Source organism: Bacillus sp. 17RED48, assembly GCF_019837545.1.
GTDB lineage: Bacteria > Bacillota > Bacilli > Bacillales > Bacillaceae_G > Bacillus_A > Bacillus_A wiedmannii.
Genome location: NZ_JADAXG010000001.1, coordinates 879,810 through 893,734, shown reverse-complemented (window position 1 = coordinate 893,734; position 13,925 = coordinate 879,810). Strand labels below are relative to the sequence as shown.

Annotated in this window: 18 protein-coding genes; 5 read left to right on the top strand and 13 right to left on the bottom strand. The window is 35.1% G+C overall.

From position 1 onward, the window contains the following. Nucleotide 1: 1 nt before the first annotated feature. Entirely contained in the window at nt 2–1,117 is a 1,116-nt protein-coding gene (gene pdhA / locus ILT06_RS04965; RefSeq protein WP_000536893.1) for a pyruvate dehydrogenase E1 component subunit alpha, read from the bottom strand. Between the two features lie 513 nt (nt 1,118–1,630). On the opposite strand from pdhA, the gene ILT06_RS04960 reads away from it, so the two are divergent. Both ILT06_RS04960 and def read left to right on the top strand, forming a co-directional pair. Further along, complete coding sequence (locus ILT06_RS04960; protein WP_000274561.1) at nt 1,631–1,777, top strand: YjcZ family sporulation protein; 147 nt, start codon at nt 1,631–1,633, stop codon at nt 1,775–1,777. A 165-nt stretch (nt 1,778–1,942) separates the two neighbouring features. Next, entirely contained in the window at nt 1,943–2,497 is a 555-nt protein-coding gene (def, locus tag ILT06_RS04955; RefSeq protein ID WP_016086516.1) for a peptide deformylase, read from the top strand. Nucleotides 2,498–2,555: 58 nt separating this feature from the next. Here the strand turns inward: def and ILT06_RS04950 are convergent, their stop codons facing one another. Continuing rightward, nucleotides 2,556–3,329, bottom strand: a complete 774-nt coding sequence (locus tag ILT06_RS04950) for a Cof-type HAD-IIB family hydrolase (protein ID WP_064474942.1) — start codon at nt 3,327–3,329, stop codon at nt 2,556–2,558. Nucleotides 3,330–3,876: 547 nt separating this feature from the next. Here ILT06_RS04950 and ILT06_RS04945 point away from each other — a divergent pair. Beyond that, complete coding sequence (locus ILT06_RS04945) at nt 3,877–4,089, top strand: DNA-dependent RNA polymerase subunit epsilon (RefSeq protein WP_000576445.1); 213 nt, start codon at nt 3,877–3,879, stop codon at nt 4,087–4,089. A gap of 4 nt (nt 4,090–4,093) precedes the next feature. Next, nucleotides 4,094–5,761, top strand: coding sequence for a ribonuclease J1 (gene rnjA, locus ILT06_RS04940; RefSeq protein ID WP_000670370.1), 1,668 nt, complete (start codon nt 4,094–4,096; stop codon nt 5,759–5,761). Nucleotides 5,762–5,799: 38 nt separating this feature from the next. Here rnjA and ILT06_RS04935 read toward each other — a convergent pair whose 3' ends face one another. The 10 genes from ILT06_RS04935 to ILT06_RS04890 all read right to left on the bottom strand — a co-directional run bounded on the left by ILT06_RS04935 (nt 5,800) and on the right by ILT06_RS04890 (nt 12,791). Next, nucleotides 5,800–6,465, bottom strand: a complete 666-nt coding sequence (locus ILT06_RS04935; protein WP_000504032.1) for a potassium channel family protein — start codon at nt 6,463–6,465, stop codon at nt 5,800–5,802. Nucleotides 6,466–6,548: 83 nt separating this feature from the next. Next, nucleotides 6,549–7,415: a hypothetical protein gene (locus tag ILT06_RS04930; protein WP_046956446.1), complete on the bottom strand. Its 867-nt coding sequence runs from the start codon at nt 7,413–7,415 to the stop codon at nt 6,549–6,551. A gap of 254 nt (nt 7,416–7,669) precedes the next feature. Beyond that, nucleotides 7,670–8,800, bottom strand: a complete 1,131-nt coding sequence (locus ILT06_RS04925; protein ID WP_088047240.1) for an N-acetyldiaminopimelate deacetylase — start codon at nt 8,798–8,800, stop codon at nt 7,670–7,672. 61 nt (nt 8,801–8,861) lie between these two features. After that, nucleotides 8,862–9,584 carry a 2,3,4,5-tetrahydropyridine-2,6-dicarboxylate N-acetyltransferase gene (dapD, locus tag ILT06_RS04920; protein ID WP_064474940.1) on the bottom strand — a complete coding sequence of 241 codons (723 nt, stop codon included), beginning with the start codon at nt 9,582–9,584 and terminating at the stop codon, nt 8,862–8,864. A gap of 71 nt (nt 9,585–9,655) precedes the next feature. Continuing rightward, nucleotides 9,656–10,540, bottom strand: coding sequence for a transcriptional regulator CcpC (locus ILT06_RS04915; protein WP_002008407.1), 885 nt, complete (start codon nt 10,538–10,540; stop codon nt 9,656–9,658). Nucleotides 10,541–10,681: 141 nt separating this feature from the next. Next, the gene (cbpB, locus tag ILT06_RS04910) at nt 10,682–11,125 is read right to left on the bottom strand and encodes a cyclic-di-AMP-binding protein CbpB (protein ID WP_000623572.1); all 444 of its coding nucleotides are present in this window, start codon (nt 11,123–11,125) and stop codon (nt 10,682–10,684) included. 170 nt (nt 11,126–11,295) lie between these two features. Beyond that, complete coding sequence (gene abbA / locus ILT06_RS04905; protein WP_000817795.1) at nt 11,296–11,487, bottom strand: antirepressor AbbA; 192 nt, start codon at nt 11,485–11,487, stop codon at nt 11,296–11,298. A 108-nt stretch (nt 11,488–11,595) separates the two neighbouring features. Further along, on the bottom strand, nt 11,596–12,114 hold the full coding sequence (locus ILT06_RS04900) for a ribonuclease H-like YkuK family protein (protein ID WP_000896655.1): 519 nt from the start codon (nt 12,112–12,114) through the stop codon (nt 11,596–11,598). Nucleotides 12,115–12,188: 74 nt separating this feature from the next. Further along, nucleotides 12,189–12,338: a hypothetical protein gene (locus tag ILT06_RS04895; protein WP_064474939.1), complete on the bottom strand. Its 150-nt coding sequence runs from the start codon at nt 12,336–12,338 to the stop codon at nt 12,189–12,191. 216 nt (nt 12,339–12,554) lie between these two features. Beyond that, nucleotides 12,555–12,791, bottom strand: coding sequence for a YkuJ family protein (locus tag ILT06_RS04890; RefSeq protein ID WP_000055151.1), 237 nt, complete (start codon nt 12,789–12,791; stop codon nt 12,555–12,557). A gap of 233 nt (nt 12,792–13,024) precedes the next feature. Between ILT06_RS04890 and ILT06_RS04885 the strand changes: the two genes are divergently transcribed. After that, entirely contained in the window at nt 13,025–13,261 is a 237-nt protein-coding gene (locus ILT06_RS04885) for a glutaredoxin family protein (RefSeq protein WP_000717880.1), read from the top strand. Nucleotides 13,262–13,378: 117 nt separating this feature from the next. On the opposite strand, the gene ILT06_RS04880 is transcribed toward ILT06_RS04885, so the two are convergent. Continuing rightward, a complete protein-coding gene (locus tag ILT06_RS04880) occupies nt 13,379–13,867 on the bottom strand; it encodes a DUF3993 domain-containing protein (RefSeq protein ID WP_046956444.1) in 489 nt (162 codons plus the stop codon). Nucleotides 13,868–13,925: the final 58 nt, after the last annotated feature.

Genomic DNA, 13,925 nt, shown 5'->3' with positions numbered 1-13,925 from the left:
CTTACTTCGACTCCTTTTCTTTGTAAATTTCATATTGTTCAGCTAAGTTGTAAGGCATTTTTTCGTACATGATTTCCATTAAATCAGTAACTTTTTGTTTTGGAGCTTGGTCAGCCTTAGCAATTGCTTGTTTGATATCTTCTTTTGCTTCTTCGATTACTTTCTCTTCAACTTCTTGAGACCATAGGCCTTTGTTTTCTAAGAATGCACGGAAGCGTACGATTGGATCTTTTTGTTCCCATTCGTTCTCGATATCTTTTGTACGGTAACGAGTTGGGTCATCACCAGCCATTGTATGTGGACCATAACGGAATGTTAAAGTCTCGATTAAAGTAGGGCCTTCGCCGTTTACTGCACGCTCACGAGCGAAAGCAGTTGCTGCGTATACAGCTAATGGATCCATACCGTCTACTTGAATTCCGTAAATACCTGCTGCTACTGCTTTTTGTGCTACAGTTTTAGCTGCAGATTGCTTTTCTACTGGAGTAGAGATTGCATAACGGTTGTTTTGTACAACGAAGATTGCTGGAGCTTTGAATGCACCCGCAAAGTTCATACCTTCGTAGAAGTCACCTTGTGAAGCACCACCGTCACCAGTGTAAGTAATTGCAACAGATTTTTTACCACGTAGTTTCATACCTAACGCAACACCAGCAGTTTGGATGATTTGCGCACCGATAATGATTTGTGGAGCAAGTGCATTTACATTCTCAGGCATTTGGTTACCCATGAAATGTCCACGAGAGAATAAGAATGCTTGGTATAATGGTAAACCGTGCCATACTAATTGTGGCACATCACGATATCCTGGTAAGATGAAATCTTCTGCTTCAAGTGCGAAATGACTTGCTAATTGAGAAGCCTCTTGTCCAGCTGTTGGTGCGTAGAAACCTAAACGTCCTTGACGGTTTAAAGAAATAGAACGTTGATCTAGTACGCGAGTATACACCATACGGCGCATCAATTCTTTTAATTGATCATCAGATAATTCAGGCATAGCTGCTTCATTCACAACTTCGCCTTTTTCATTTAAAATTTGTAATGTCTCAAATTGAGCTGCGATAGCTTTCATTTGCTCATCAACATTAAATAGGGTCTTTTTTGTTTTAGTACCCATTCCGTTCACCTCTTCCTCTCTTGAACCATATTCTGAAACGCTTTCACTATCTATTAGCTAGACTGAAAACGCAACAATGTAAACCAACAAATTTATCTGTCGGTTGAGAATAATTTTGTGTACCTAACAATCTGTACTAATGTTTTTTCAGAAACATATTAATACAATCTTGATCACGTTTTTTAGTTTACAACTATTCTAATTACGATGTCAATTACTTTGGTTACGTTTTTTTATAAATAATCTGCAGGTTTCTTCTACACAAACGTGTTTTTATTTTTCACATCTGTATTAGTAAGCATTAACCTACTGTTATATTATTCCCTTTTCAACTTATTTTTTCTCTTAGAATAATATGTAAACGATTTAATTCTCTTTAGTTTTTCTCTCTTCTTAGCAAAAATATACAAACTCTTCTTCCTTTTATAGGTAATTACCCATACATTTCTATCCTTCCCTCCATACATTATAGTAACCGCAGTGTTAGCGGGAAATGATAAAGGAGGTCATCTCATGTACGGATACTCATATTGCTATCCAACTTGTTCAAATCCTTCCTACGGTTATGGCGGTTCTTGTGGCGGGTCTGGACGCGGCTTCGCCTTAATCGTTGTGTTGTTTATTCTTTTAATTATCGTTGGTGCTGCTTGCATTCGCTAATGTAAAATGAAACAACTATGGAAAGAAACAGACGGCTTTGCCGTCTTTTCTTTTTATTACATACATAAATATTCTATAGTAGAACGCTTTCCAAAGCGCTTCCCTACTTGTCGATGACTTTTTCCATCTCCTTTGGTAGACTAAAGAAGAAAGGAGAGATTACATATGCTTACAATGAAAGATGTAATTCGCGAAGGAGATCCTATTTTGCGAAACGTTGCAGAAGAGGTTTCAATGCCGGCGAGCGAAGAAGATACAACTACCCTTAAAGAAATGATTGAATTTGTAATAAATAGCCAAGATCCTGAAATGGCTGAAAAATATAGTTTACGCCCTGGAATCGGATTAGCAGCTCCACAGATCGGTATTTCAAAGAAAATGATTGCGGTTCATGTAACTGATACGGACGGTACGTTATATAGTCATGCATTATTCAACCCAAAAATCATTAGTCATTCTGTTGAACGTACATATTTACAAAGCGGGGAAGGCTGTCTATCAGTAGACCGCGAAGTACCTGGTTATGTCCCTCGTTACACAAGAATTACAGTGAAAGCAACATCTATCAACGGCGAAGAAGTAAAATTACGTTTAAAAGGTTTACCAGCAATCGTATTTCAGCATGAGATTGACCATTTAAATGGTGTTATGTTCTATGACCACATTAATAAAGAAAATCCATTTGCTGCTCCTGATGATTCAAAACCTCTAGAGCGATAATAAAAAAGGCGGAAGTTAATCTTCCGCCTTTTTTATATGAAATGGGTTCCATATTCACTTATAGCAATCCAGCCCATTTTAAGCCATGATATATGCCGTCTTCACTAACATCCTTTGTCACATAATTTGCAAGTTTTTTCAAGTCTTCGTGACCATTCCCCATCACAATACCTGTCCCAACTGCTTCGATCATTTCTAAATCATTTAAGCCATCTCCAAATGCATACACTTGTTCACGGTTAAATCCTAATTTTTCAATGAATTTCTCAATTCCTTTTGCCTTCGAACCACCATTTGGAATAATATCCATTGAATACGCATGCCAGCGAATGAAATGAAAGTCTGGATACTGATTAATAAACTTTTCCTCTTCATTCACTTCACAGAAAAGCAGAGTTTGATAAATATTACGCTTCTCATAAAAATCAGGTTCATATGCCGGATGTTCAAAGTTTAAGCTTCCAAAACCTTCTTTCACATAATCATGATATTCTACTGATGCTCTCATTTCTTGATGATCCAGATATACAAGTGGATATCCTTCTTGTTTTGCAAACTGAGTAAACTTATGTAAGGCAGCTGGATGTAACGGGTTATTAAATATTACCTCATCTTCAAATACAACGTACTGTCCATTAAAGCTAACATAATTATGTATATTGAGTTCCTCACGTATATCCTCAAACATAAATGGCGCACGTCCTGTTGCAATTGCTACATGCACACCTTTCTCTTGTAAATGTCTTACTGCATCTCGTGTAGATTGCGGAATCTTCTTATCGTGATCTAATAATGTTCCATCAATATCAAAAAAGACAATTTTATCATTCATTTGTCAAAATCCTTTCTGTTACTCTATATTCCTATTTTGATTATCGCTTTTCAAATTCTAAAAAAAAGTATAACATATTAAACATCTGTGAAGAAAGCGTTCACTTTCTGACCTTATTTATGAAACCTGCATATATATATTAGTAAAAAATGTGGATACTTGTTCGTATGAATTTTCTTTTCTATTCTTTCTCATACTATACCTATAACTAACGGCTACTAATCGTTACTATAGAATAACTTTCCCTGTATAAGAAAGGACAAGATTCAACATTCACTTTTGTCTTCTTTCTTATATCAGAGACAGAGTTTTCACTAGTAATATGCATGTTTTAAATAAGGAAAGGAAGGAGTAATCATGCTGAAGAAGCTGAAGAAAAAGCTCAAGCGTTATTTAAAAGATCTAGTCCGTAAAAAGACAATCGCTTAAATTGTGCCCATTTCGGGCTTTTTCTTCATTCTCATTCGAAAAAACATGAAAATCGTGACTGTTTGCTTTATAATAAGTAACAGATAATGCAAAACATAGACAAGGAGAGGTTTTCCAAATGATTTTTAAAGTATTTTATCAAGTAAAATTGACTGAGGTTCCAGTACGTGAAAATACAAAAGTTTTATATTTAGAGGCTACGTCTGAAAAGGATGTTCGTAAGAAATTAAATAAGTTCGCATATAATATCGAGTTCGTTCAGTCTGTTACTGGTGCTCATCTTGAATATGAAAAAGAAAACGCTGATTTAACATTAGCGGAAATCGTATAGTCATATGAAATTTCTAAAGAATGATCAAGCTGCCGTTTTTGCTTTAGGTGGACTTGGTGAAATCGGTAAAAATACATATGCTGTTCAATTTCAAGATGAAATTATTATTATTGATGCTGGAATTAAATTTCCAGAAGACGAACTCCTCGGAATCGATTATGTAATACCAGATTACACTTATTTTGTGCGAAACGAAGATAAAATTAAAGGATTATTCATTACACATGGTCACGAAGATCATATCGGTGGAATTCCTTACTTATTACGTCAAGTAAACATCCCGATTTATGGCGGAAAATTAGCAATTGCACTAATCAAAAACAAATTAGAAGAGCACGGATTACTTCGTAAAGCAAAACTTTATGAAATTCAAGAAGATGATGTTATTAAATTTAAAAAGACATCTGTTTCCTTCTTCCGTACAACTCACAGTATCCCAGATTCATACGGAGTTGTTGTGAAAACACCTCAAGGACAAGTTGTTCATACTGGCGATTTCAAATTTGATTTCACACCAGTCGGTGAACCAGCGGACTTAACAAAAATGGCTGAAATCGGAAAAGACGGCGTACTTTGTCTCTTATCTGACAGTACAAACAGTGAAGTTCCAAACTTTACAATGTCTGAGCGCCGTGTTGGTGATAGTATTCAAGATATTTTCCGCAAAGTAGAAGGTCGTATTATCTTTGCAACCTTTGCATCAAATATCCATCGTCTACAACAAGTTGTTGAAGCGGCTGTTGAAAACAATCGTAAAGTGGCTGTGTTCGGTCGCAGTATGGAAGCGGCGATTGAAATCGGACAAAACCTTGGTTATATTCGCTGTCCGAAGGATACATTCATAGATACAGCTCAACTAAACCGCCTACCGGCTAATAAAGTTGTTATTTTATGTACAGGTAGTCAAGGTGAGCCAATGGCAGCACTTTCACGTATTGCTAATGGTACTCATCGTCAAATTCAAATCATTCCTGGCGACACAGTTGTTTTCTCTTCTTCACCAATCCCTGGTAATACAATTAGTGTAAGCCGTACAATTAACATGTTGTATCGTGCTGGTGCTGATGTAATCCACGGAAAACTGTCAAACATTCATACGAGTGGACACGGTGGACAAGAAGAACAAAAACTAATGCTTCGTCTAATTAAACCGAAGTATTTCATGCCAATTCATGGTGAATACCGCATGCAACGTATGCATATGAAGTTAGCAAACGATTGTGGTATTCCAGAAGAAAACTGTTTCATCATGGATAATGGAGATGTTCTTGCTCTTCGTTCTGATGAAGCAAGCGTAGCTGGTAAAATACCATCTGGATCTGTCTATATTGACGGAAATGGTATTGGAGATATCGGTAATATTGTATTACGCGATCGTCGTATTCTTTCTGAAGAAGGACTTGTTATTGTAGTTGTAAGCATTGATATGAAAGAGTTTAAAGTTGCAGCAGGACCTGATATTATCTCACGTGGTTTCGTGTATATGCGCGAAAGTAGTGATTTAATTAATGATGCTCAAACATTAATTACAACTCATTTAGAAAAAGTAATGGAGCGTAAAACAACACAATGGTCTGAAATTAAAAATGAAATTACAGACACATTAGCACCATTCCTATATGAGAAAACGAAACGTCGCCCAATGATTTTACCAATCATTATGGAAATATAAGAAAAAGGACAATACCTTCATGGTATTGTCCTTTTCTCTTATCTTAAAAAGTGTTTAAAACGATCTACTTCATCGTCATGACCAATTACAATTAATATATCTCCCGCTTGAATATTTTCCGTAGCTCGAGGAGATACAATAACTTCTTTACCACGTTTAATCGCTACAATATTCAATCCAAACTTCGCACGAATATCTAATTCGATTAAAGAATGACCATCAATTTTTTTATTTGCAATAATCTCTACAATACTATGCTCATCTGAAAGCTCAAGATAGTCTAATACATTACTTGATGCAATATTATTAGCAATCCTTTTTCCCATATCACGCTCGGGGTGCACAATGTGATCTGCCCCTATTTTACTTAACACTTTTTCATGGTAATCATTTTGAGCTTTTACAGTAATATTTTTTACACCTAACTCTTTTAAAATTAATGTTGTTAAAATACTTGAATTTAAATTATCTCCAATAGCAACGACTACATGATCAAAATTACGAATACCAAGACTTTTTAATACCATCTCATCTGTTGAATCTGCAATTACAGCATGTGAAGCTATATTTGCAAACTCATTAATTTTATCCTCATCTGAATCAATTGCCATTACTTCCATACCTAATTGAGCGAGTTCTCGGCAAATGCTTCCACCAAAACGTCCAAGCCCAATGACAGCAAATTCTTTCTCTTTTTCACCCACAGGAATTCCTCCAATAACATCGAATACTATGTATTTTTATTGTAACATACTTTAGATTTGCTACAAAAACCTGTATATCATTCTTATTTTTGTTTTTGCATATAAAAATACTGTTGTAAATAAAATGCGATACTGAAAATCAACATACCAAATACAAATATATTTCCAAATGAACTAAATGTTTCAAAAACGAATAATAACGTTTCTTGTCCGAAGAAAGCAAATAATAGTTGTGTAAATGCGAATAGCAATGCCAATATATAATGATGTTGATGGAATAAATAATGTGTTGCACCTAAAAAAGCGATAAACGAAATAATGAAAATCCACCAATTTTCTAAAAACAGTTGCCAATTAGTAAATTGATATCCATTTACTAATATCGCAATAATTCCTATAACAGCCATCGTTGGCACACTCCAAAATAATGCTCGCCCTCTAAAGAAGCGCGTTCCTTTAACATCACCTTTTTCATGTGCAATGTATGTGAGTACTACCGTACTTATGTACAAAACTGAAAGAATTGTTAAAACGATAATAAGCCAAAAATGTAATTGATAATACTCATGCTCTATGTTTGTCACGATAGCCGCTAACATACACGGGATTAACATTCCAGTCCAACCATCTACTTTTCTTTCATTCCAAAACACTGTGTTACCAATCCGTATCCCTAACAACATAAAAATAATGATACCTAGTACAAATAATGTCGTTTTATTCCCTACTAAACTCGTCGAGAAAGCAATTAATCCAATAAATAAAAAGAGCACAAACCCATTCATAATTTCTAATACAGGTGATAAATATCTTTTCACCCATTTATATGTTTCGTCATATTCGTGATTATCTACTAAACGGTAGGCATAAAAACTTATCCCAAAATACACCGCCGCAATAATAACATACGCATATAAGACGAAACACAACATTGCACTGCTAATTTGCACGTAATTCCCCACCCTTTTTTCTATGTTTCACCTTGATTTTACACACTTTCTACACGAAATGTAAACATATATAAGCTAGTTAACTAATCATCTTCTCAATAAGCGATAATGAATAATGAGCAGCGGCTCAAAACCGCTGCTCATTACTTTATCCATTTGTATGCCAATGTGTATCCAAAACAAATATGAAAGATGTTTTCGTCTTGGAACTAACAAGTACCCGCTGTAAGTTTTTGCAAAGTTGGCGAGCGAGTTTACTTTCTAGTTCCTTTCCACTTTACATATTGATCTAAAAATGCGATAGCTTTCTCAATAACCTCTTCATCTGGTTTTAATTTCGCATGGTGTAAACCATATTCTGAATTTACCCCAAGCCAAAACATAAATCCAGGAATCTCTTGAAGCATATAACCAAAATCTTCCCCTGTCATTGCCTCAGTACATGTAATTACCTTCATATCAGTTTGTTCACTTACAAACTGCATAAACTCTCTCGTTAATACTTCATGGTTATATACTTGATGATACATCGCTCCATAGTCAATAACAGCTTCACATTGGAAGGAAGCTTCTATACCTGCAACAATTGCCTCAATCCTACTTTTAACACGCCTCATTGATTCCACTGATAACGTTCGGATCGTTCCTTCTAACCGAGACTTTTCTGCTATGATATTTTGAACTGTACCACCTGTTATTTTTCCGATTGTAATCACTGCACTATCAAGAGGATTCACATTACGACTAATAACAGATTGAAGTTGTGTAACAAGGTGACTTGCTGCTACAATCATATCATTTGCAGTATGCGGGTAGGCTGCATGTCCACCTTTCCCTTTCAAATCAACATATAACTCTGATGTATTTGCAAATAATAGCCCCTCTTTTGTGGCAATTGTTCCTACAGCGTATTCAGGTGCAATATGAAGACCAAGAATTATATTCGGCTTCCATTCTTTTAACTCTTCACTCTCTAACATAGGAAGAGCCCCTCCTGGTCCTTCTTCAGCTGGTTGGAATAGAAACACAAGGTCATCATCTATTCTTTCTGTTACAGCTGCTGTTAGAAGGCCTAAACCGATTGTTGTATGCAAATCATGTCCACATGCATGCATCATTCCTTCATGAATAGAAGCAAACTCATATCCAGTTTCTTCGGTAATTGGTAAACCGTCTATATCTGCGCGATAACCGATAATTTTTTCTGGATTTTTTCCATTTACTTTAACAATGACACCTGTTTTCCATACTTTCACTTCCACATATTCATTCGAAAGCGTTCCTATGTAATCTAAAATATACTGTTGTGTTTTCCACTCTTTAAATCCAATTTCCGGTATTTTGTGTAAGTCTCTACGAATTTGAACGAATTTGCTTACTGCCATTTTTGCACCTCTATCTATAAAAAGCGCAAGAGCCTGTTATGCTCTTACGCTTTTTTTGTGTTTATTTCTCTGGGTTTAATTGACGAAGCTCTTGTTTAATTTCAGTTTTTGCTTTTGTCTTCTCATCAATCTCTTTAATTACACGTGCTGGAGTACCGGCAACAACTGTATATGGAGGTACATCTTCTGTTACAACAGCTCCTGCTGCTACAACTGCACCCTTACCTACTGTAACTCCCTCTAACACAACTACGTTTGCACCAATTACAACATCATCTTCAACGATAACTGGTTTTGCTGAAGGCGGCTCAATAACACCTGCAAGTACTGCACCTGCACCTACGTGACAGTTCTTACCAACAGTTGCACGTCCACCAAGTACCGCGTTCATGTCAATCATAGTACCTTCACCGATTACAGCACCGATATTAATTGTTGCATTCATCATAATAACAGCGTTGTCGCCGATTTCAACGTGATCACGAATAATCGCGCCTGGCTCAATACGAGCTTTAATACCTTTTAAATCAAGCATTGGAATTGCAGAATTACGACGGTCATTTTCAACAACGTAATCAACGATGTGCTTGCTATTTCCATCAAGAATTGTCTTAATTTCAGACCATTCTCCAAATAATACACCAGACTTTTTATTTACAAATGCTTGTACCGTTTCAGGGAATGTTACTTCTTTTAAATCCCCTTTTATGTATACCTTTACAGGAGTTTTCTTTTCACTTTTTTGAATAAACGAAATAATTTCGTTAGCGTCCATCATTTTCATTCTTGTTGCCTCCTAAATCCATTTATAATGTTACTCTACCAAACGATAGAGCGAGTAGCAAGATAATAATCCTATTTTTCCATTTGAATTTCTTCTATAATTTCTAAAAATGCCCTTACTTGCTTCAATTGTCTGGCCGATTCACTCGTCAATAACCATGTTTCTCTCGTTAATTGAACAGGTGTTTTATACATATTTTCCTGTACTTCTTTTAAAACAGTAGAAGGTAAAAGAGCATAACCTATACCATTTAAAACGAGCTGTTTGCAAGTCTCAATTTGATCAACCACAATTGTTCTCTTAGGTGGATTAGAAAATAAACCATACCACCAATTTTGTATTTGTCCATAATAAGTCGAATCACTTTTAAATTGAATAAATGGTCTATTTGTTTCTTTTAACATTGTAATATCTTTTATTTCTTTATCCACTAAATAAAGTTCATCTTCAAATAATTGTTGCTTCTGACCTTTATATTCTTGTGTTCCTCTCAATATAGCAACATGAACGTCCCCTTCATAAAATTGCTTTTGCACTTCACTACTCCAGCCAGTAAACAGCGATATTTTCACAGAAGGGTATTTATGTACAAACTTCTTCAAAACAGGAGGAAGCCAATATTGACCAATAACTGATGCAACAGCTATTTTTAACGTTCCGTGAGTTTCTGTTCTAAAAACAGCTAGCTCACTTTTAATATCCTCTTCCTTTTGTAGCATTTCTTTTGCATAATTTGCGACTTTTTCCCCTTCAGGTGTAATTGTCAATCCTTTTTGTGAGCGAATAAAAAACTTCATTCCCCATTGTTTCTCCATAGATTGTAATCGTTGACTAAGCGCAGGTTGTGAAACAAATAAACGTTCCGCCGCTTTTCTCATATTTGATTCCTGAGCTAACACAACCATCATTTGAAAATCATCAATTTGCAACTTTCTCCCTCTTTCCTTAGCTTCCATACACCTTATCTCAATAAGCTTTTCATCCTTAATTTAACTATATACTCTTATATTTTTTATCTTTTTAAATATAATACATACACAACTGATATGCACGAAAAAAAGTGACTTCTCCGCTTCTATGAAGTCACTTTTCTCACATTATCGATTATGTTGCCTTACTTTTTTATTCAACAATTTTAAAATAGCCCGACGTGTTAAAATCCCCTCAAAATACCCATCTTCATTGACAGCGCAAATAAAAGGATGATCAATTGTCATTTCTAAAGCTTTTGCAAACGAATCTTCTAACTTAAGAACCGGAATGTCTTCCTTCATCACCTGTTCTACTTTCATTTCGTCAAGTCTTTCAAACTCAATACGTTCCAGCCCTAACATACCGTCTAAAATCATGGCAGTACTAATTAACCCATGCAATTTATACATCGGGTCCAAAACAGGTATCGCCGAATATCCAGATTTCACAAGAACGAGTAAAGCATGCTCTAAACCATTCCCCATTTGGACATGTGCTACTTTTTCTGATGAAATCATTAAATCTTTCACAAAAATTTGTTGAAACTCGTCTTTCGGAATACTAATCATGTTACATCCCCCCATTTTCCCTTTTTCCTACTTTTAATCACCGATTCTATTCATATTTTATGACAGCGTTTTCATATTATTATTTTGTCCCTACTTTATTTCAATAAAAACAAAATTACACAGCTATTTTAGCATACAACACAAAAAAAAGACTACCATTCCGGTAGCGCTTAATACCCCTTATTTTTTAATCTGTAAAATAACCTTGTGATTTTTTTATATTGCGTCACATCTGTCTGTTTTAAACCATTCTCAATATCTGTAATTTCCACAGATAAAATTTCACTCGCATAATTTTGCTGAAATAGAATATCTAGTAACAAACTCTCTTCTTCTTCTGTTAAAACAAATTCCCTTTTCATATACCCCTCTCCTTATACTCGCATCGTTACTCTTATTATATATAATTTTCAACCTATTTAATAGATGTAATATTCAGTTTTTAGTGGGGGATATATAAAAATTGTTTTTTATTTCGTATATCGATTTGCATAACTAAACGCCGCATAAGCATCTGGCTTAATTTTTGCTGTTAATCCCATCGCTTGAATTTTCGCTGTCATATCTAGAATAAATTCTTTTGTTAAACCATCATTTCCGATATCCAAGTGAATTTCCATTATAAATCCAGCTCCCTCTTGAGCATATGGATGCAATAAATCCCATATTGTTTGTATATGGTTCGGAGTAAATAGGCATGCAATTTCTTGGCTAAACTGCGTTTCTAAATATATTTTCTCACGTAAAGTTGCTGGCTTATCTTTTACTGATTTATGGTGTAAACACCCCCAGGCACCTTTTCCAACGCGATGAATATGAATTGCCGTAATAAACCTCGTATCCTTTTGATGTGCTTGTGAGTCTGTCCCAATGGATAAGCGATATAAATTTCGTGGATCCTTTTCAATGAAACTGCAAATACGGCTAAAGACCATATCAAAATTTAAATGTCTCTCTGAAACATTATAAAATGTATGTTCACCGGCCACATAGTCACGTCCTTTCAATTAGACAGACTTTTCGTATTCTCATTGTATGGGACAAAAATAAAAATTATAACTTCCTACCCTTTATTCGTTTCAATATTTCGAATTACATAATGGCAAACTTGGCACGTATAAATTACATTTTGATTCGATTGAGCCGTTAATACATGAATAATCTCAGCAGAATTGTGGCATTTAGGACAAACCACAACTGGTAAACGTTCCATACAACACACCTCCTCGTTATTTTTATCCCGCTATTTGCTACCCGTAAACACCCAATTGGTGATGGCTAATAATCAGTATAGGACGAAGAAGCCCTACTGATTACAATTTCACTTTATTACCATTGTAGGAAAAATGAAAAATCCCTATACCTATATGCTAAAAAGTAATAGAACTAAAAAAGGTGTTGCCATATGGCAACACCTTTTTTATATGTATCAAGAAATGATATCGTAAATCTCAATTGCAACCATATCGATATTATCGAATTGATACACTTGAGGTTTTTCACCTTGTTGATACACTTCTAACTCATACATTTCACTTTTATCGAAAAATTTCACGCTACATTTGCGCTCACCGTTCACTTCAAAATAGCGTTGTGCTACTTCACCGCTTTCAGCTTGTTCTTGTAGACTAACAAGTCGAGTTAAAATTCCTTGGAGTAGAGACATGAAATCTCTCCTTTCTCTGATCTTCCTACCAATAGGTTTTACAGCTATACTCATTCTATCCGTCATAACAGAAAAAATGTTCCACAGTCTAGGATAAAGGTTATTGGCCAGAAACTCAACTAAAAATTTGTCGAAATGCGAAGGAAAAAACAGAAAGAACATCTTTTCCCTTCTTTATTGCGATTTTTATACTGGAAGAATATAATAAAAAACAGAAAAAAGGAGGAATTACAATGAAAAAAATTGAGGTTTACACACAACCTGATTGTCCGCCATGTGTCATTGTGAAAGAATTTTTAAAGCATAATAACGTTGTATATGAAGAGTTTGACGTAAAAAAAGACGCTGCTGCACGCAATCGTCTTTTATACGACTATGATTCGTATTCAACTCCAACAGTTGTAATTGATGGAGAAGTTGTTGCTGGTTTTCAAATTGAAAAATTACAACAGCTACTCAATATTGAATAAGAATAGGTAAAGACCTATTCTTATTTTTATCCCACTATTTGTGGGCAGTAATAGCCCGATTGGTGCGAGCTATTAATCAGTGAGAGATGAACATCCCCCACCGATTACAGTTTCACTTTATAATTGTTGTAATCGTTTTATTTCAGTTAAAAGTTCTTGACTTTCATGATATCCGGCCAATTTCCATTTCCCTTGATCTCTTTGCAATGTTACAATTTGATATTGTCCACTTTTCGCCCGCTCATATACATATAAAATTTTATGCTCTTCATCATATGACATTTTCGTTTCTGAATGAAAAGAAAACGGCGCTTCTTTTGCTGGAAGTAAATATTCACCACTTTGTTTATCACTTCTACTATTTTCATCTGTAAATACTTGAAGGAAATTCTCTGTAAAATATGGTGATAACGTTTCTATCATCTTATTCATCGGCAAATGCTTCCCACGAATTGAAAATTGGGTTTCATAGCCCTTTTGTATCGTTGTAAACACTTCTTCCCGATCGACTTTCGCTTCCTCTTTTCCTAAAACAGTTGTGACACTATAACCAACTAGAAAGGCAACGCATACAAATAGAACTAACCATATTCCATATTTCCTCATTTTTTCACCTTCCTTTTAAGAAAACTTGTCTTTGTAGTATTCATTGTAACAATGATTA